Annotated in this window: 22 protein-coding genes; all 22 read left to right on the top strand. The window is 54.0% G+C overall.

From position 1 onward, the window contains the following. Positions 1 to 417 precede the first annotated feature (417 nt). The 22 genes from QOM08_RS16785 to radC all read left to right on the top strand — a co-directional run bounded on the left by QOM08_RS16785 (position 418) and on the right by radC (position 19,367). A complete protein-coding gene (locus QOM08_RS16785) occupies positions 418 to 1,629 on the top strand; it encodes a DNA cytosine methyltransferase (RefSeq protein WP_316911847.1) in 1,212 nt (403 codons plus the stop codon). Between the two features lie 271 nt (positions 1,630 to 1,900). After that, the gene (locus QOM08_RS16790; RefSeq protein ID WP_316911848.1) at positions 1,901 to 2,308 is read left to right on the top strand and encodes a hypothetical protein; all 408 of its coding nucleotides are present in this window, start codon (positions 1,901 to 1,903) and stop codon (positions 2,306 to 2,308) included. Between the two features lie 133 nt (positions 2,309 to 2,441). Then, positions 2,442 to 2,927 (top strand): STY4534 family ICE replication protein, encoded by a 486-nt coding sequence (locus QOM08_RS16795; protein WP_316911849.1) that lies wholly within the window; start codon positions 2,442 to 2,444, stop codon positions 2,925 to 2,927. A gap of 134 nt (positions 2,928 to 3,061) precedes the next feature. Further along, the gene (locus tag QOM08_RS16800; RefSeq protein ID WP_316911850.1) at positions 3,062 to 3,364 is read left to right on the top strand and encodes a hypothetical protein; all 303 of its coding nucleotides are present in this window, start codon (positions 3,062 to 3,064) and stop codon (positions 3,362 to 3,364) included. A 169-nt stretch (positions 3,365 to 3,533) separates the two neighbouring features. Beyond that, complete coding sequence (locus QOM08_RS16805; protein WP_316911851.1) at positions 3,534 to 4,061, top strand: PilL N-terminal domain-containing protein; 528 nt, start codon at positions 3,534 to 3,536, stop codon at positions 4,059 to 4,061. Then, positions 4,058 to 4,702 (top strand): hypothetical protein, encoded by a 645-nt coding sequence (locus tag QOM08_RS16810; protein ID WP_316911852.1) that lies wholly within the window; start codon positions 4,058 to 4,060, stop codon positions 4,700 to 4,702. The genes QOM08_RS16805 and QOM08_RS16810 overlap by 4 nt, the downstream gene beginning before the upstream one ends. Positions 4,703 to 4,710: 8 nt before the next feature. Continuing rightward, on the top strand, positions 4,711 to 5,430 hold the full coding sequence (locus tag QOM08_RS16815; protein WP_316911853.1) for a TIGR03759 family integrating conjugative element protein: 720 nt from the start codon (positions 4,711 to 4,713) through the stop codon (positions 5,428 to 5,430). Positions 5,431 to 5,521: 91 nt separating this feature from the next. Continuing rightward, a complete protein-coding gene (locus QOM08_RS16820; RefSeq protein ID WP_316911854.1) occupies positions 5,522 to 5,950 on the top strand; it encodes an integrating conjugative element protein in 429 nt (142 codons plus the stop codon). A 2-nt stretch (positions 5,951 to 5,952) separates the two neighbouring features. After that, entirely contained in the window at positions 5,953 to 8,082 is a 2,130-nt protein-coding gene (gene traD / locus QOM08_RS16825) for a type IV conjugative transfer system coupling protein TraD (RefSeq protein WP_316911855.1), read from the top strand. After that, positions 8,079 to 8,828, top strand: coding sequence for a TIGR03747 family integrating conjugative element membrane protein (locus QOM08_RS16830; RefSeq protein ID WP_316911856.1), 750 nt, complete (start codon positions 8,079 to 8,081; stop codon positions 8,826 to 8,828). Before traD ends, QOM08_RS16830 begins: the two co-directional genes overlap by 4 nt. An 89-nt stretch (positions 8,829 to 8,917) precedes the next feature. Further along, entirely contained in the window at positions 8,918 to 9,403 is a 486-nt protein-coding gene (locus QOM08_RS16835; protein WP_316911857.1) for a hypothetical protein, read from the top strand. 279 nt (positions 9,404 to 9,682) lie between these two features. Continuing rightward, positions 9,683 to 10,021, top strand: a complete 339-nt coding sequence (locus QOM08_RS16840; protein ID WP_316911858.1) for an RAQPRD family integrative conjugative element protein — start codon at positions 9,683 to 9,685, stop codon at positions 10,019 to 10,021. Further along, entirely contained in the window at positions 10,018 to 10,251 is a 234-nt protein-coding gene (locus tag QOM08_RS16845; RefSeq protein ID WP_316911859.1) for a TIGR03758 family integrating conjugative element protein, read from the top strand. The genes QOM08_RS16840 and QOM08_RS16845 overlap by 4 nt, the downstream gene beginning before the upstream one ends. A gap of 16 nt (positions 10,252 to 10,267) precedes the next feature. Continuing rightward, on the top strand, positions 10,268 to 10,627 hold the full coding sequence (locus tag QOM08_RS16850; RefSeq protein ID WP_316911860.1) for a TIGR03745 family integrating conjugative element membrane protein: 360 nt from the start codon (positions 10,268 to 10,270) through the stop codon (positions 10,625 to 10,627). A gap of 12 nt (positions 10,628 to 10,639) precedes the next feature. After that, positions 10,640 to 11,038, top strand: coding sequence for a TIGR03750 family conjugal transfer protein (locus QOM08_RS16855; RefSeq protein WP_316911861.1), 399 nt, complete (start codon positions 10,640 to 10,642; stop codon positions 11,036 to 11,038). After that, a complete protein-coding gene (locus QOM08_RS16860) occupies positions 11,035 to 11,718 on the top strand; it encodes a PFL_4703 family integrating conjugative element protein (protein ID WP_410479080.1) in 684 nt (227 codons plus the stop codon). The genes QOM08_RS16855 and QOM08_RS16860 overlap by 4 nt, the downstream gene beginning before the upstream one ends. Continuing rightward, positions 11,715 to 12,602: a TIGR03749 family integrating conjugative element protein gene (locus QOM08_RS16865; RefSeq protein ID WP_316911862.1), complete on the top strand. Its 888-nt coding sequence runs from the start codon at positions 11,715 to 11,717 to the stop codon at positions 12,600 to 12,602. Before QOM08_RS16860 ends, QOM08_RS16865 begins: the two co-directional genes overlap by 4 nt. After that, positions 12,592 to 14,019, top strand: coding sequence for a TIGR03752 family integrating conjugative element protein (locus tag QOM08_RS16870; protein ID WP_316911863.1), 1,428 nt, complete (start codon positions 12,592 to 12,594; stop codon positions 14,017 to 14,019). Before QOM08_RS16865 ends, QOM08_RS16870 begins: the two co-directional genes overlap by 11 nt. Further along, the gene (locus tag QOM08_RS16875) at positions 13,997 to 14,422 is read left to right on the top strand and encodes a TIGR03751 family conjugal transfer lipoprotein (RefSeq protein WP_316911864.1); all 426 of its coding nucleotides are present in this window, start codon (positions 13,997 to 13,999) and stop codon (positions 14,420 to 14,422) included. Before QOM08_RS16870 ends, QOM08_RS16875 begins: the two co-directional genes overlap by 23 nt. Beyond that, a complete protein-coding gene (locus QOM08_RS16880; protein WP_316911865.1) occupies positions 14,422 to 17,289 on the top strand; it encodes a conjugative transfer ATPase in 2,868 nt (955 codons plus the stop codon). Before QOM08_RS16875 ends, QOM08_RS16880 begins: the two co-directional genes overlap by 1 nt. Before the next feature lie 110 nt (positions 17,290 to 17,399). Beyond that, entirely contained in the window at positions 17,400 to 18,392 is a 993-nt protein-coding gene (locus QOM08_RS16885) for a hypothetical protein (protein ID WP_316911866.1), read from the top strand. A gap of 480 nt (positions 18,393 to 18,872) precedes the next feature. Then, positions 18,873 to 19,367 (top strand): RadC family protein, encoded by a 495-nt coding sequence (radC, locus tag QOM08_RS16890; protein ID WP_316911867.1) that lies wholly within the window; start codon positions 18,873 to 18,875, stop codon positions 19,365 to 19,367. Positions 19,368 to 19,423: the final 56 nt, after the last annotated feature.

Here is a 19,423-nt window from a genome sequence, read left to right on the forward strand (position 1 = left end):
GCGCGTCTAGCCAGATCAACTGAGCGGTGACGAGGGGGAAATACGTTATCACTGCCGCGAATGCGACTTTTGTAAATGTTCCATCGGATCTGACCTGAAGGATCCCCTGAGCGCCTTGATTGAGGGCGATCAGGAGACCCTTCAGGGTAGATGTAATCTGTGCCGGCGCCCGCCGGCCCAACAACGGGTTCCTTTTGTACGCGGATGTGTGCCTCACGATAACGACCCACGCCACGATAAGGGTCGAGTGAGCGCTGTCTCGGCGCTTGGAAATGACGACCACCAAACGCCGCACAGCCCACTGGTGGCTTCTCCCTCTCAGCCGAAGGTCAGACCTTCGGCATCTCTGTCCCTTCCCAACAACAGAGCCTCACCAGGTACAACAACCTGGCGATTGAGGCCGCCTTCGAGAAGGACATGCCCATGAATGAACCCTGCAACCATCTTCAATTCGCCAGTGTTTGTAGCGGCATAGAAGCCGTCAGCGTCGCTTGGAAACCGCTTGGATTTATGCCTGTCTGGTTTTCCGAAATTGAGCCATTTCCTTGTGCGGTATTGGCGCATCACTACCCTGAAACGCCGAATCTGGGTGATATGACCCTGCTAGACAGTCAGGTGCTCAATGACTGCGTGCCGGCTCCGCCCATCCTGATTGGAGGAACCCCCTGTCAGGCCTTCAGCATCGCCGGGTTTCGCGCAGGTTTGGCAGACCCACGCGGAGGACTCACGCTTAAATATGTGGAGCTCGCCAATGCCATCGACCAAGTTAGACGGCGCAGAAATGAACCCGAAACCATCGTCGTCTGGGAAAACGTGCCCGGCGTACTCAGCGACAAGGGCAACGCTTTTGGCTGCTTTCTCGCGGCCCTGTCTGGCGAAGAAAGCGAACTTTACCCGCCAAGGAAGACGTGGTCGCACGCGGGTATTGTGTTTGGTCCCCAAAGAACAATCGCTTGGCGCATCCTGGATGCCCAATATTTCGGCGTGGCCCAACGACGCCGTCGTGTGTTCCTTGTCGCAAGTGCTCGTACAGGGTTCGATCCCGCCGCGCTACTTTTTGAGTTTGACAGCCCGCGCCGGGATATTGCGCCGGACCGCACGTTGCAAACGAATACTGCCTGCGCTGCTCAGGCAAGCTCTCCAGCAACAAACAGATTAGAGCGCGCCGTTGCGTTCAATAACTCCTACGGCATGGCAAACGGCCAAGGAGGCGCAGAAGCAGCGCTGGAATGCTGCCCTACTCTGACCTGCAATCACGACGCTGCGATCGTTGTGAGCGCGACAGTGGGCAACTCCGTTTGCAGTAACAAGACGCGGGCGGGGGTCTGCAACTTGGACCAGAACCCTGAGGCGTCGATCAATCGTTGCATTCGTCAGAGAGCCAGACGTCTGCTTCCTATCGAATACGAACGCTTACAAGGATTACCAGATGACTACACCCGGATCCCTCGACACCAATACGCAACCAGACGCATCAGCCGTAACCGCCCTTCGGACCTTTGGGAAGCCACTGAAAGCGGCTGGGTGCTGATGGCTGCTGACGGGCCTCGCTACAAGGCCATCGGCAACACAATAGCCGTGCCTTGCCTTACTTGGCTCGGGAAACGATTGCTCAATACGCTTTCTTAAAATCCGGGGAAGTCGAGCAAGGTATTGATCGCTGACAGCCAGGTTCAAAAAAACCAATCTTGGATCACGCACCACTGATCAAGGATCAGTGCATGCCCAGGCAGCCAAGGGTCTTCAAAGCTGCGTCGTGAAAGCTCATTTCACGCTGATCCTGCCAGTCCGCTCAGCATCAACCCCGCGGACGAGCGCCTCAAATGGCGTGGATGCCTGTCTCTCACCGTGCGAGTTCATTCGAATCTCACACATACCCCTGATCCAAGGAGTCAATACGATGAAAAACTCTACCGTTACTCAGTTTTCCTCCCTGTCCCAGGCTTCGCCTGTTGACTATCTTCCTGCCGATACCAGTAACACTGCGGCAGCTTTCTTCTTCGCTTGGAAACAAGGCGTTGCTTTAGCAGGCTACAACTACTTTGGCGATGGTTCTAAAGCCGGTTTCAACAAGGCAAATTGCAGATGGGATTTGCGTCCCATCCTGCGAATGATCGACAAGAACTTTGAAGTCCTGAGCACTCATGAGCGGATTTTTCTAGCCGCGCTGGTAAGTTTCCACGACACCGGTAAAGGGGCCGATCTGCTCAAACAGTCAGGTGTTAAAGGTCTGGCTGATTTGGGGCTTCTAGAGCCTGAGCAGCGAGACGTTATAGCTTCGCTGATCATGCATTACCACGGCTGGTAAACAGCTTTCTCTGTCCATTGGGGCATCGCATTTGTTCCCCCAGCGCGTCATCTGAATCACTCACCTATCGGGGGCAATCGTCCCCTTTGGGGTGACGAACCTCCACCTGCTTTCTCTAGCCTGGAGGCATGTCATGAGCAATGCGTTTTCTGACGAGACTTACTTCGATCTTCATATCACTGGACTGGGTTACCTCAACCGCATACGCGAGGTAAACCTCAAGAAAGGCGAATCGTTTTTAGCCTGCGACATCGTAGCGCTCAATGGTCCTACCGATGGCCCGGAGTATCGACGCTTCGATGTACGTGTGACAGGCGAAGAGGCAAAAGACCTGGTTCGTCGTTGCGCTAAAGCTGTTGAATCAGAGCGCAAAGTGCTGGTCGGTTTTCGCCTGGGAGATCCTTGGGTGGACACCTTTACTTACTCCAAAGGCCTCAATAAGGGGCAGTTCGGTGTGAGCTTCAAGGCCCGGCTACTGCTGTTGAACTGGATCAAGATCGATGGTGTTGTGGTGCACAAACATGAACCCGCAACTCCAGAAAATCCCAGTCAAGAGAAGTTGACGCAACCAGCGTGCTTGGCAACTGAGCCAGAGGTCCAAGCGCAAACCGCAGTCTAATTTCAGATCCGGAAACGGGTCTTGGTTGTTCCTACACGTCGTCACTCAACGTCGACGCTGACTTTCCCCTCCTCCCTCGTGGGCCATAACGCCCGAGGGGGTGTCATGGCTCAATTTTGAATAGGAAGTAGACCATGATTGTTTTCAAATTTGGCTCTTCAGCCATACCTATATCCGAGCACGGCGCCTTGGTTATGACACCTGGTATCGACGCATTAATGAGAGCAAAGCGATTAGATCCGTTTCACTACTTCGCCCGCCATATTTTTGGGGACTGGGGAGACATCTGCGATGAAGATCGTCGGTTCAACGAAGCTGCGCTGATAGAGGGCTATCGATTGATGTCCTCTTACGATGTTGAACCAGGGTTGAAGTTGTGGATCATCACCGAAGCTGATCGCAGCGTGACCACCATTCTTCTACCTGAAGAATACTGAAGCCTGCGGCCAGGCATCAGTAGACCTTCAACTGCTGTTCTAAACGGCCTCCTCGGAGGCCGTTTTCTTTTTGAGACACACAATCGGGTGAATCCTCGCACCTGATTCCAGGCTGTCATCGGCACACCAGCTTGAGATGTTCTGCGCTTCACATTCAGGAATTCGGTGTATGCCACAACTCAAGAATTGCCTCATCTTTCTCCTATTGCTCAATGCTCTGATGCTAGCGGGCTGTCGATCCATCGAAATACCGGCCGCTGCCCCGGACCTTGAACAAATTGCTACCCAACCTCCAGAACACTTCGTTCCCGTTCAACGATACGACCGCTACACGCTGGTGGAACTGACGCCTGAAGCGGCAAAGCAGAATCTTCTGCTGCAAATCATCGATATCGATCTTCCCAGCACTTGGTCCGTCTCTGTTGGGGACGCCCTGCGCTACGTTCTGTTGCGCTCGGGCTACCAACTCTGTGACAGCACGCCCGAAAACAATGCCCTGTTCGCACTCCCGCTTCCGGCAGCGCACCTGAAGCTCGGCCCCATGGTGCTGCGCGATGTCTTGCAAATGCTCGCAGGACCTGCCTGGTTGTTGCAAACCGATGAACGTCTGCGCCGGGTCTGCTTTCTCCCATCGGCCGGGAGCGCACCTGCCGGGAATTTCCTGCCCACCACTGTCGCCTCCGAGACAATCCAATGATTTATTCAACCTCCTCCAATTCAGCACTTGGCACACGATTTCTGCGCTGGGCTCCGACCGTGGTGTTGTCAGCTGCTTGCTGCACGCTTATCTCCCACCAAATGGCGTTATCAAAATTGGCACAACGTCTTGTGGAGCAGGCTGATTCCACAGAGCTTCAATACCTTGAAGATCGAGTCATGGAACTGGAGCAGTCCATCCTCAATACCCAGCCAGATCGAAACACAGCCACCCGTACTGAACTGTCCGACTTGTATGCGCAGCTCAGCGGACGTATTACCGATATTGAACACTCGGTGATTAGCATTGGTCCTCAGACGGATTGGCAAGCATTGGGGCAGCGAGTGCAGCAAATCGAGTCCCGTCAGAAGCAACTGGCGCAGTCATCCATTCCCAGCAAGCACACCTCTTCTGCGCGTAAACCGAAAAAACTGCTCGAGCCTCCTTTTCAGGTTTTCGGTCGAGAGTTACGCGGCGGTGAACGCTTCCTATCCATTGGGCCAGTGGGGAGCCGATCACTGGACCAAAGCCGACTCATAAGGATCGGTGAGTCCTACTCGGGTTGGAGATTTGAGGGCTTCGACGATCTATTTGCGGTGTTTGTAGCTGACGGCGTGACACACCGTTTGAATATTCCATAGGAGCTCTCATGAACCGTTTGCAGCTAATGCCACCGCTGCTCATGTTGCTGTTTTCCAGCCCCCATGCGCAGGAACCGAGTACAAAAATCTCACTGAATACCCATAGCAACCTTCGTCCCAGCACAGCGCTGTCCGACAACAAAGCCGTCCTGGCCCAGCAATGGGGCTTGCAAGAAGAGGAATTTGATCGTTTTCAATCGCTGATGCAGGGCCCATTGGGTACCTACTCCCCGAACCTTGATCCACTGAGCGCTCTTGGAATTGAGGCGCGTACGGATGTGGAACGTCAGCGTTATGCACGACTTCAAGTGGATGCTGAAGCAAGACGTGTCGAAAAGTTGTTGGCGTATCAGCAAGCCTATGACCAAGCGTGGAAAGACCGCCACCCAGCAATGCCCTTGGTCAACCCGCCCCCCATGAGCAGCCCCCTAATGATCAAGACAACTGGGAGAAAGGTCGTCTTCGTCCAATACGACTGTCCCGAATGCGAGCATCGTGTCAGACGGTTGCAGGCTTCTGGAGCGGCGTTCGATCTCTATTTAATTGACAGTAAGCAGAACGACAATCGCATCCGCCAGTGGGCTCAGAAAGTCGGCATAAAGCCTGCGAAAATTCGTGACGGGACCATCACAATCAATCACGACAACGGGCGATGGGTATCAATCGGCGATGAAGGTGATTTACCGGCGGTCATGCATGAGGTGAATGGCGAATGGCAGCGGCAATGAATTCGCGTAGGACTGGGCTTCGCGACATAGCGCGTGAAGCGCTGGAGCAACCCCTGAAGCATCGGTTAGCAGACGCAGGGAGGTACCGGTCATGAAGTCGGCCTGTGCATGGGCGTTGGCTTTCTGGGTATTGAACTGTCACGGAGTTAATGCTGAGGATTTGAGCCCCTCCTTCGCGGAGGCGCGCTACAGTGAAGAAGACATGCTGCCGGTCCGCTCGCCGGCTTTGTCACCTGGTGTTGTTCAACGACGCACGTTAGACGCAACAGGCCTACCAGCATTCTTCCTGGTCGGTGATGACGCTCGCTCACGAGTCTGGTTGAAACAACGTCGACTGTTGCTCACCAAACTGAAAGCTGCGGGATTGGTAGTCAATGTTGAGTCAAAGACCTCACTTGAGGACCTTCGTCGAATAGGCCAAGGACTGACACTCTTTCCGGTCTCAGCAGATGACTTGGCCCATCGCTTGAACCTTCGTCATTACCCAGTGCTGATCACAGCCAGCAGCGTTGAGCAGTAACGTTGACGCAACTACATTCCGTCGAAACCCTTCTGCGGCCGGCCGTGGAGCTGTACAGCGTTGCCGTGTGTGGTTCCGCAGCCGCTTTATGCCTCACAGCCCCTTGGTCACTGGCACTCTCCCCGTCCATAGGGACGGGGGCAGCGCTCGCATGTGCGGTCCTTGGGGCGGTTCGCCTGAAGCAGGCTTGCATTGTTCTGCGTTATCGCCGGCAAATGAGACGTCTACCGCGCTATGTGATGACCAGCCGTGAGATACCGGTCAGTCATCAACGCTTGTTTGTCGGCAAAGGGTTTCGTTGGGATCAGCGTCACACCCATCGGCTGATGCAGACTTACCGACCAGAATTCCGAAAGTATGTAGAGCCTTCAATGCTCTACCAACAGGCACGCCGGTTGGAAGCGAGACTCGAGTTTTCGTCTTTCCCACTGAACCATCTGCCTCGACTCACAGGACTGGATCACCCACTCAACCCGGTCAGGCCACTGCCCCCAGTGGGTGGTCTGCCCAGGTTACATGCTGTCGAACCTCAAGAGGTCGACGTCACCCTGCCCTTGGCCGAGCGAGTGGGCCATACCCTGGTGCTGGGAACGACGCGGGTAGGCAAAACTCGACTGGCTGAGTTGTTTATCACCCAAGACATCCGTCGCAACGAGGTCTGCATCGTTTTTGACCCCAAGGGTGATGCTGAGCTACTCAAACGTATGTACGTCGAGGCCAAGCGCGCAGGCCGCGATGGCGAGTTTTATGTATTTCATTTGGGTCAACCGTCGATTTCAGCTCGCTACAACGCAATCGGTCGTTTCGGAAGAATCACCGAAGTAGCGTCCCGAATCGCCGGACAACTGTCGGGCGAAGGCAACTCCGCAGCATTCAGGGAGTTTGCTTGGCGTTTCGTCAATATCATTGCCCGGGCTTTGGTAGAACTGGGTCAGCGACCTGATTACCTGCTGATCCAACGTCACGTGATCAACATCGACGCCCTGTTCATTGAATACGCCGCTTACTTCTTCGCCGAGAACGAGCCAAAAGCATGGGATGTCATCGTCCAAATCGAGGCCAAGCTAAACGAGAAGAATATTCCACGACACATGATGGGTCGCGAGAAACGCGTGGTGGCAATCGAGCAATACCTGTCCCAGGCGCGGTTGTATGACCCTGTGCTTGATGGCCTTCGTTCCGCTGTTCGCTATGACCGGACCTATTTCGACAAAATCGTCGCATCGCTTCTGCCGTTGCTTGAGAAACTCACCACTGGCGACATCGCTCAGCTATTGGCGCCTGACTACGTGGATCTGGAAGATCCGCGGCCGATCTTTGATTGGATGCAGATCATCCGCAAACGAGCCGTGGTCTATGTCGGTCTTGATGCGCTGTCCGATTCAGAAGTCGCCTCTGCCGTCGGCAACTCAATGTTTGCTGACCTGGTGTCTGTCGCAGGTCATATCTACAAATTCGGGGTTGATTATGGTCTGCCTGGAGCATCTGCCGACAAAAAAATCCCCATCAACGTCCATGCCGACGAATTCAACGAACTGATGGGAGACGAGTTTATCCCGATGATCAACAAAGGCGGGGGTGCCGGCATTCAGGTCACGGCCTACACCCAGACCCTTAGCGATATTGAGGCGCGGATCGGTAATCGCGCAAAAGCGGGCCAGGTCATTGGTAACTTCAACAACCTCTTCATGCTGCGCGTTCGTGAAACTGTGACTGCAGAACTGCTCACCAAGCAATTGCCAAACGTCGAGGTCTACTCGACGTCGGTGATGAGCGCAGCCACTGACAGTTCAGATCCTCATGGAAATACCGCCTTCATCTCAAATACTCAGGATCGGATCACGGCGACTAGCGTTCCAATGATTGAACCTGCACATGTGGTGGCCCTACCCAAAGGGCAAGCTTTTGGGCTGATTGAAGGGGGCCAGCTTTGGAAGATCCGTATGCCCCTTCCCGCGCCGGACCCCGACGAGGTCATGCCCAGGGATCTGCAAGCGATGGCCGGATATATGCGTAAACGGTACGTCCCGGCGAATGAATGGTGGAGTACGACGGTGACTCAGGATCAGGAGGCCCCGCTCCCCGTAGATCTGCTCGTAGACTCCCATGACACCGAGCAACAAAGCATATGAGCGATCCCGCTGCCGCAGCTCAACATCAGCAAGTGCGGCAGCAAGGGATGTTTATCAGCCTGATGATGTTGCCGTTTCGATTGATCGGTGTGCTGTGCGGCTCGCTGATGCTCAGCATTGTGATCGAGTGCATCGGTATGTACCTGATCTGGCCTGAGGAACGCTGGCACCATTCGCAACAGATGTTCGAATTTGAACTGGACCAGTTGGCCAAGGATTTCACCCAGAGTGCGCTAATCCAAGAACCGGGTCGAACCGCTCAAAAAATCGTTCTTGCGGCATATGACGCGGTGTTTATCCGAACCGGGATCGCTGAGTCACTGCACAACACATCGAAAAAAGCACGGAGCGCTCATAATGATAGCGAGCGCACTGTCCGTTATTACGTGGGGACAATCTACACACACCTTGAAAACGGCCTGATCGCGGCGGCATATACCGTGCTGGTGTTCACTGTTCGGCTACTGGTGCTGTCTCTAACGCTGCCGCTTTTCGTGATGGCTGCATTTGTTGGGCTGGTTGACGGGCTAGTTCAAAGGGACATACGACGTTTCGGTGCGGGACGCGAGTCAGGTTACATCTACCATCGTGCTAAAGCCTGTGTGATGCCGCTCATCACGTGGCCTTGGGTTCTCTATCTGGCACTACCGGTGAGCCTGGACGCAGTTTTGATCCTAGTGCCCAGCGCGACCCTTCTGGGAATGGTGGTGGCCCTCACGATAAGTAGATTCAAAAAATATTTATGAATATCGTGTAATCACTACTCTCTGACCCTGGGGCACGGGTTTATCGACAATCGTCCCGTCCCTTCCCTTCCAAACCATAGGCACGCTCCGTGAATCTTTCCGACTACTTCACAACCAACGATGGATCGCTCCCCGAGATCGTGGTGACGTATTCAGATGCGTCGCTTGTACCGAAGGCATTTGAATATCTGTTCGATCATGGTGCAAAAAATGTCACTGGTGACGGCGGCTATCTTTGGATCAAGGCATCCCAAAGCGAAAAGCCATTCTCCGGTCCTCAGGATGCGTTGCTCGTAAGCTCAGGATCGTCAGAGGCATTCCACGTGGTTCTGGGTGGACTATGTGGCACCCGGGGTCAGATACCTGACCTTGGCATTTACGTTTCCTCTGACAGCCTCATATTGGACTACCGGATGGGTGCTCATTGGGGGCGAGATCAAATCTACTCTTTGTTGGAACTACTACGACAACTAGGAGACATCGGCGGGGTTGTATCCATCCCATGGTGGGGCGTTGAAGGAGAACATGAGTTCCTTGCGGCCCTGGAGAGTCCCGAAAAAATTATTAATCCCTAAATTCACGGTGTGAGCTGACTGGCACTGCGTTAGACGACACAAGTCGTGATTCTCAACCGGCTGGACCGCTAATGTGCGATCCGAGCCCGAAGGGGATCTCTGCCAGTTTACTGTGAACGGTAGTCGACGTACTCCGTATGCTTCTTCGCATAGAGATTTCGATCGGTCGTAGCACACGGCGGTTGTCAATCGGGTGACTACCAATGCCTGATTGATCGCAACATCAGTACCTCCCTCCCCTCAGTATCGAGCCGTCTGACTGAACAGAATGAGCTCACCATGACTACCCACCCACGCCCAAAACACCTCAAGGCAGCTGTGTTGCTATTCGCACTTGTAGAAGACATCCCTGCGATAGCCACCGAAATCGCTGATGAACATACCCGCTTAGCAACGGTCCTGCGCGAGCTGCGCGCAATTGAAAGGCTCACCTACACAGAGGATCTCATCAGGAGCCCAGAACCGACGCGCTATCACTTCAGTTACGTCGACCTGCGTGCGGACATACATCGCGTCAGTAAGGGAATCAGAGACTACCTATACCCCCAGCGCGCAGCACCACGCGACGTAGTAGCTCTGCGTGGCAGCTACGTCGATGAAGCGGTGCCTGATCAATGAATGCTGCTCAGATTGCGGCATTCCAGGCAAATGGCGGTTTCACCCCCTCAATCACGGCCTCGGTGCTGATCGCAGCTGTTTTTGCGACGTTATTGCTCTGGGGCACCTGGGCCATACGGACTGCTTATTCCGGCTGGTCTGAACAGCGACTGAACCAGCGACAGTTTCTGGGCGTGATGATCCGATTCACCGCGATGTACCTGGCACTGACGTTCGTCCTTCTTTCTTGAGCTAATGGAATACACCATGAACAGGAACGCTCTGCGCTTCAAACGGTTCCCCCTGAGCATTGCTTTTTACTGCGTAACGCTACCATCTCCTGCCTTGGCCAAAGGCAAGTTGCCCACCATGGAAGACCCAACCCGTGGTGCCGGCAAAGGCATCATGGATACGATGCAAAACTACGGCTATGACATCGTCATGTTGGTGGCCTTACTGGTTGTTGCCTCAATGTTTATCGGTGTTTGCTACCACGCTTACACACGGTACTCAGAGATTCATACGGGACGTTCAACCTGGGGGCAATTTGGTCTGAGCATAGCCGTCGGCGCCGTCATGCTGGTGGTGGGCATCTGGCTGTTGACCAAAGCCACTGGGGTTCTGTGAGGACAACACATCATGGAATCCCTTTTTCAAAATGCACCAGACGGCACCATCACTTTTCTTCCCCACCGTTTGAACCGTCAGCCTGTCGTTGTTCGTGGCCTGACTGCCGATGAACTCTGGATTTGCTCAGGATTGTCTGCGAGCGCAGGACTGGTCTTGGGTATCCCTGCGGCTTGGTTGGCAACGAGTATCGCAGTGGTACCCACCGCTATTGTGTTTGCAATTGCGGCGGGCCTGTTCATCGGTGGCAGCTTGCTGCGCCGGAAAAAAAGAGGACGGCCTGAGACGTGGCTTTATCGACAGATTCAATGGTGGTTGGCCATTCACAACCCCGGACTGGCGTGTCAGCTAGGTGCACATGAACTGATCACTCGATCCGGTTTCTGGACAGCACGTCGAGGTGGTGCATGAGCCGATTCAAAAACGAGGTCTTGCACCTACAGTCTCACGTTAAAACGCTACGCCTATGTTCTGGGGCTCTCCTTCTCATGGTACTGGGGACGGGTGTGGGCTGGTGGACGGCCCCACGTGATCTAACAATTCATGTTCCACCCGATCTGCGCTCTGGTAGTACCCGAAAATGGTGGGAGGTCCCTCCAGAATCCGTTTACGCATTCACTTTCTACATATTCCAGCAACTCAACCGCTGGCCCACCGATGGTGAGGAAGACTACAGCCGAAACCTGCAATCTCTGACAGCGTACCTCACGCCAGAATGTCGCTCATTTTTCCAACATGACTACGACCAGCGGCGACGGTCAGGGGAGCTGCGAAAACGAGTACGTGGCTTATACGAAATTCCCGGACGTGGTTATGGGGATGATCCTGAGACGCGCGTGAAAGTGGTCTCCGAGCGCGATTGGGTTGTCACCCTAGACGTCAACGCTGACGAATATTACGGCGCCGAGCAGATTAAACGCGCTCTGGTTCGCTATCCCATCAAGGTTGTGCGCCTGGACATCGATCCAGAGCTCAATCCGTTCGGTCTTGCACTGGACTGCTACGACGGTGCGCCTCAACGCATCGTGATGCCCACAACCTTGTCGCCTGGCTCCCGAAATCAGAACCATCCACTAGGAGACGCCTCATGAAGGGACGGCTGCTGTCTGCTTCTCTGGTACTCGCAATCAACCTGGACGTCGCATCAACCCAAGCAGTGGAAGTCATGCGTTGGGAGCGTCTGCCTTTGACTGTTCCCTTGCTTGTAGGCCAGGAGCGCGTGGTGTTTGTAGAGCGTAATGTACGTGTTGGGGTACCCACCTCGCTTGGCGGCAGACTACGTGTGCAAAGCGCGGCAGGAACGGTCTACCTAAGGGCGAACGAACCAATCGAGCCGACCCGTCTGCAACTCCAAGATGCGCTCACTGGCGAACTGATCCTATTGGACATCGTCGCAGAGCCTGCTCAAGACGGGCAGTCGCAACTAGAAGCCATCCAAATCGTTGAACAGTCGACCGGACAACAGCGCGCGGAAGCAGATAACTCTGCCCCTACGGCGTTGGACAACGGAACAACCCTACGTACGCCGGTCCCCATGGTTCTGACACGTTATGCCGCACAAAATCTGTACGCACCGTTACGCACTGTAGAACCTTTGGCAGGCGTGCGACGGGTCAATATATCCCCCGACCTATCGCTCGATTTGCTGATGCCGAGCTTACCTGTTGAGGCCAGGGCCCTGGCCGCGTGGCGTCTGGATGATTACTGGGTGACGGCTATCCGGCTGACCAATCAAACCGAGCACTCCATCCACCTTGATCCTCGTATGTTGCTGGGAGATTTTGCGACAGCCACCTTCCAGCACCATCACCTTGGCGCAAAGGGCACCCCAGTAGACACCACAGTGCTTTACCTGACGACCCGCGGACATGGCCTTGCACAGTCTTTGATGCCAGCCATTAGCCCTGTAAACGCAGCTCTCAACCTGCCCAATACCGCATCGGCAAGAACCCTGGAGGCAAACCATGAGAAGTAATGGATTGCTTAAGTGGTTGATGATCCCGATAGCGCTACTGCTGTTGCTGGTGCTGCTGAAGCTACTACCCAGCAATAAAACCTCGCCATCCAACCCAGCCGAAGCTGAAAGCCAACTTACTGCTGAAGAGATGAAAGCGCTTGGCCTTGAGGGAGATACGCCAAGAGATACGGTGGCCACGTTGGTGGCACAGGTCAGGCAACTGCGGGGGGAACTCAAGCAATCACTGAGCGAAAATGAGCGCAATGACGCAGGCTCGGACCAGCTGCGACAATTTGAGGACACTTTGCAAGAACGCATACAACTCGCCCTGGAGAAAGAACGACTGCGTATGCAGGAGGAGCAAAACGCTTCTGGCAGCGACGAATCAGATATCCAAGGGTTGCTGCAGAGTCTTCAGTGGCAACTGGATAACCTGACGCAAAGAGACGGCAATTTGGACGTGCCGGTGGGCATGGCTCTACAGGAAGGTGGTTCTCAGGACGGCATACGCTGGGTTGAGCCAGACGATACGAAACCAAAAGACGCTGCAGGATCCTCGGTGGAGCCGAGCTTTAGTTTTCCTACCCGTTTTGGTCCTGCGCAAAAAACACTGGGTGACATTGCTGGTTCAATATCAGCTACTGCTACCACAGATGTTGAAGTCCCCACCGCTAAACAGACCTACACCGTCCCTGCCAATGCAACGCTGATGGGGTCTGTCGCAATGACAGCGCTTATCGGTCGTGTGCCCATCGACGGCACCGTCAACGACCCCTACCCCTTCAAAGTTCTCATCGGGCCGGACAACTTAACAGCCAATGGCATTGATCTACCTGAGGTGGCGGGCGCTGTGATCAGTGGTACTGCCTCAGGAGATTGGACGCTGTCCTGCGTTCGCGGACAGATCCGCTCCATCACGTTTGTTTTCCAGGACGGCACCATCCGAAGCTTGCCCGCAGACAATCACAAAGATTCGCGAGGTGACTCGCAGAACGCCTCCAACAGCGGTGCTACTCAGGAAGGCCTAGGGTGGATCAGCGATCGACACGGTATTCCCTGCGTCGCCGGCAAACGTCGAAGCAACGCTCAGCAATATCTGGGCTCCCAAACATTGATTACCGCGGCCGGGGTCGGGGTCGCCTCTCTGATCAAGTCCGACGGTAATACCATCTACGCAGGAAACAACGGTGGCTCATTGAGCACCGTTGGCATCTCTGGAAGTGAAGCCATGAATCGGTTACTGGCCAGCGGCGTGCAAGACATCTCGCAGTGGGTCAATAAGCTTTACGGCCAGGCCTTTGCAGCCATTTACGTCGAACCTGGTGCCCAGGTATCCGTGCACATCGAACAGCCCCTTATCCTCGACTATGACGCCAAGGGGCGCAAAGTCGATCACACCCTTGGAGGTCGCCATGTCGCCACGGACTTGGATTGAAATGATAACGGTCGTGCTGATCGCATCGGCAGTGACTGGCTGCGCGACAGACACCGAAGAGCTACTCAGCCATGACGGCAGCACCATGATGGATGTCTGGAACCAACAAACCAGTGGTTCCAGAAGCGGTCAAGCCGCTCAACAGTTACTGGACGCAAGACAGGCGTTAAGACGGCCGCTGACTGAACCGCTGGTGCCATCTTCAACCACGCCCTATACACGCACCGCTCAGACCGAGATCCACCAACAATTTCATCGTCTGCCCAACCCGGACTTGGTGATGTACGTCTTTCCTCATTGGGCCGGAACAGAGTCCGTGCCAGTGCCCGGTTACAGCACCGTTTTTCCGCTGCATCAACGCGTGCAATACGCAATGCCCGGCGAACGTCTGGAGGACTACTGATGACCTGGTTTTCTCAATGGAAACGCAACGAACATTCGCAGCCGTCTCCTGGGCCAGGCGCATGGGACAACCATATAGCTAAGCTTGCCGAGAACGGGTTGCCCGAACCTGAGTCACGGCATAGAAAACCGTCAACTGACGTCGATGACCGCGCGTCATATGACTTCGCACCGTCTTTTGTAGATCGTCTGCCTTGGGTTGAGTACCTACCGCTGACGCAGTGCATGCTGTTGGAGGATGGGCTGTCCGTCGCGGCATTCTTCGAGCTAACGCCACTGGGCACAGAAGGCCGGGAAAGCGCCTGGCTGCTGCAAGCCCGGGACACGTTAGAAAATGTTCTACAGGACAGCTTCGATGAGTTGGACAACAATCCATGGGTTGTACAGCTCTACGCACAGGACGAGACCAGTTGGGACTGTTATCTAAAATCCCTGGGGCAGTATCTGCAACCACGGGCCTGCGGCAGTGCCTTCAGCGAGTTTTATTTACGCTTTTTTGCACACCATCTTGATGCGATCGCCAAGCCTGGCGGGCTCTTTGAAGACACCACTCTCACTCGACTCCCTTGGCGCGGGCAGACTCGACGGGTGCGGATGGTTGTCTACAGACAAGTACCGAAGTCATCTGCCTCGCGCCGGGAACACTCCCCAGAACAATCGTTGAACGTAGTCTGCGATCGTTTGACCGCTGGGCTAACAAGCGCCGGCATCAAGAGTCAGCGAATAGGAGCTGACAAAATCCACGACTGGTTACTGCGCTGGTTCAACCCCAATCCGACACATCTGGGTTCCACTGCGGAGGCTCGCGAACGCTTCTATCAATTGACTGCTTACCCTGAGGAAACTGAAGAAGGCGAAATCGAGCTGGCCAGCGGCACTGACTTCTCCCAGCGTTTGTTCTTCAGTCAACCGCGATCTGACGCTGCTCAAGGCGTTTGGTACTTCAATGACATGCCCCACCGGGTCATGCTGATGGACCGACTGCGCACTCCTCCTCACACCGGGCATCTGACAGGCGAAACGCGTAAAGGAGACGCGATAAATACCTACTTCGATCAAATGCCTGAGGACATCATCATGTGCCTCACACTGGTCGCCACACCTCAGGACGTACTGGAGGCCCACCTCAACCATCTGAGCAGAAAGTCGGTCGGCGACACCCTTGCTTCGGAACAGACACGCCAGGATGTCCACCAAGCCAGATCTATTATTGGCAGCTCCCACAAGCTCTACCGTGGATCACTGGCCTTCTACTTGCGCGGCAGAGACATAGCGGAGTTGGATGCGCGAGGTATGCAACTGGCCAATGTCATGCTTAATGCGGGGTTGCAGCCGGTGCGCGAGGATGACGAAGTTGCACCGCTCAACAGCTACATGCGTTGGCTGCCTTGTGTCTTCGATCCGGCCAAGGACAAACGCCACTGGTACAGCCAACTCATGTTCGCGCAGCACGCCGCGAACCTTGCGCCGGTATGGGGGCGCAGTCAGGGCACGGGACATCCGGGGATCACGTTCTTCAATCGTGGTGGTGGCACCCTCTCGTTCGATCCCCTGAACCGCCTTGATCGCCAGATGAATGCACACCTGTTCCTGTTCGGTCCCACAGGCTCGGGCAAGTCTGCCACTCTCAACAACATCCTGAACCAAATCACAGCTATCTACCGGCCGCGGCTGATCATCGTCGAGGCTGGCAATTCCTTCGGGCTCTTCGCCGAGTTTGCCAAGCGCCTCGATCTGACCGTACACCACGTCAAGCTGTCTCCGGGTGCTGGCGTAAGTCTGGCCCCTTTCGCAGACGCCCGTCGTTTGGTGGAAACACCGGATGAAATTCAAACGCTAGATGCGGACCGTTTGGATGAGACAGCCTCGCCCTATGAATGCGATGAGCAACGTGATGTGTTGGGCGAGCTGGAAATCACTGCCCGACTGATGATTACCGGCGGTGAGGAGAAGGAAGAAGCACGTCTCACCCGGGCAGATCGCAGCCTCATTCGCCAGAGCATTTTGAATGCGGCACAACGGTGCACCAGTGAACATCGAACCGTGCTTACCCAGGATGTTCGTGATGCGCTACGTGAACTAGGTGCAGACAAAGGTCTACCAGAGGGCCGCCGCGTGCGCCTTCTGGAAATGGCCGAGGCTATGGATCTTTTCTGTCAGGGGCTGGATGGAGAATTGTTCAATCGTCCAGGGACCCCTTGGCCGGAAGCCGACATTACCATCGTCGACCTGGCTACGTTCGCTCGTGAAGGCTACAACGCTCAACTCTCGATCGCGTATTTGTCGCTGCTTAACACCGTCAACAACATCGCCGAACGTGACCAGTTTCTAGGGCGTCCGATCATCAATGTCACTGATGAAGGACACATCATCACCAAAAATCCACTGCTCGCTCCCTACGTTGTCAAGATCACCAAGATGTGGCGAAAACTGGGGGCGTGGTTCTGGCTGGCAACCCAGAATCTCGATGACCTGCCCAAAGCCGCAGAACCAATGCTGAACATGATCGAGTGGTGGATCTGCCTGAGCATGCCGCCTGATGAGGTGGAGAAGATCGCCAGGTTTCGGGAGCTCAGCCCTGCTCAGAAAGCCCTGATGATGTCGGCTCGTAAAGAGGCTGGGAAATATTGCGAAGGTGTCGTGCTTTCAAAGTCGATGGATGCGTTGTTTCGCGCAGTTCCACCCAGCCTCTACTTGGCCATGGCCATGACCGAACCAGAAGAGAAAGCAGCACGTTTCAAAATCAGGCAGGAACACAAGATCAATGAACTGGATGCTGCTATCAGAATGGCAGCAGACATCGATCGAGCTAGAGGAATCGAACCGTTACAACTCAACCTTCGTGAGCTCGAGCAGTACACTCGCTAGGGCGGACAAATCGCAAGCATGTAGAAAACAGCGCCGCTTTGCTTTTTTATAGTTTCAAGCTAGTGTCTTTTTGAGCCCCAGCCTGCAATCGCGAGCGTCAAGGAGACTGCATGAAAGGATACGACAAACAAATATACGTCACGTTTTGCGGAACTGAAAGCTCTAGGCAAGAGATGCGAGCCAATCACATGTACCTCTCTTCAAAGTACGCCGAGGTGCCAAATGAACTATTAAATTGGAGTGAATACAACAACGCCATCGTGCTTGCCACCAAATTTGCAGAGATGTGTGGAGAACATGACCTTGACTTTCACCAAGAGAACAGTAACGAAGTAGCTCAAATCATCCCGAAGACATTTGGTATATACGTTGCAGTCCATGGCGCGATAGGAAGCTCGGTGATAGATGTTGAAATTGTGGGAGAAGCAATAGCCCTACTCTGCACCCATGCCGGTTATACTCCCCAAAAAATATGTATAGATAGCTGCCACTCTGCCGACGCTCCAAAAGTTGTAAAGCAAGTAGAGGACCCGAACACCTCTGAAAACTCGATAGCACAGAAGCTCGGATATTCATTATTTAGGAAGATGAATGAACTTGGCACAGCAAATAATCTAATTAACTGCGTACTCGCTGGATATCGTGACGTGGTGGTTAAATATGAATATGGAAGTAGGGAGCTTGATAGCCTGGGCATGGTTTTTCCAGGCGCCTCTGAAGGTGTTCATACGTACTATAAAGATGGCGGCCCAAAAGGCGCCATACGACATACTCGGTTGCGGCCTGCCCCGATAGTCGTCAATGACACCTACATCGAAGGGCTCCAGCCACAATTCGCAAAAAAGCTCCTCCTACAGAAGGATAAAAAGAAATATCTCACACTAAAGGACAATACAAATCCAGCATTCAGAAAATACATAGAGGCACTGAATAGATACTTGCAAAAAAAGAAGGCTTGGAAATTCACAAACAGCATGACCTGGGCACCTATACAATTAGACGAATACTCCAGTTCAGATATCTTCAAATTTCTAGAAATAACCGACAGCACTGTAACCGGAATTCTGAACCCAGGAACTGTTTCGACCAATAGCAAAAAATAACGACTTATAACTTCAAACTTGATGACGGGTCTCATCATTTAAAGATCTGCACCAGTGACCCTTTGGATCAATTTACACACCACGCACTCTGTTTTCTTAAAATTTTGTGCGACGGTAACCTGCTGCACAGCCATGTGTCCTTAAGGGATTCGTCCTCCGTAGCTTAAAGCGGGAGGGCTCCAATGCGGTTTTAATCCAACCGACATCGTCCATATGTTGGACACTGATATGGTGAATCGCTGGTTATCTGCGAACCCAACCAGCAACGCGCCCATGTAGCCTCGGTCCGAAAGGCTACGGCGCAGCCTGACTGCGTAGACCGAAATCACATTCGCTTCGCATCCGTTCAGCGAATAGCCATCGCTCACTCGATGGTGGATGCCACTGTTCTTCGGTTTTGATCGAGCCTACACACATCACCAATCCCTTGGGGCTTCCTCCCCTAGGGCGGGAGCCTCGTTTTCGTCAGCGGAGACTCCCATGACAATGATTTTCCCAGCGACCATATCTTCAGTTAATGAGGACAGCCCCAAATATCAAGAGGACCATCTGATCAAGAAGGCCATCTCGATTCTGGAGCAGCGTATGTTCAAACGTGGCCCTTACCTCGAAAGACCACAGGATGTTCGCCAGTATTTACGACTCCAGCTTGCTGGAGAAACCCAAGAGGTATTTTCAGCACTGTTCCTAGACGCTCGTCATCGTGTAGTGGCCTACGAGCCGCTGTTCTACGGCACCATCGATTCTGTGAGCGTGTATCCGAGACGGATTCTGCAACGTGCGCTAGAGCATCAGTGTGTGGCGATCATCGTCGCCCATAACCATCCCTCAGGTGATAAAAATCCGAGCCAAGGCGACAAGGAGATCACCAAGGTACTGAACGATCTATTGCCGAAGCTGAATGTCCGTCTTTTGGACCACTTCATTATCGGAGAAGGTGAGCCCTACTCTTTCGCTGAAGCCGGTTTGATCTGACAATCCAAAGCTATCAGCCCCCTTGTTCCGAAGCGCCTTCCCAGGCGCTTTTTTTC

Source organism: Pseudomonas sp. P105 (assembly GCF_032614175.1).
In the GTDB taxonomy this organism is placed as follows: domain Bacteria; phylum Pseudomonadota; class Gammaproteobacteria; order Pseudomonadales; family Pseudomonadaceae; genus Aquipseudomonas; species Aquipseudomonas rhizophila.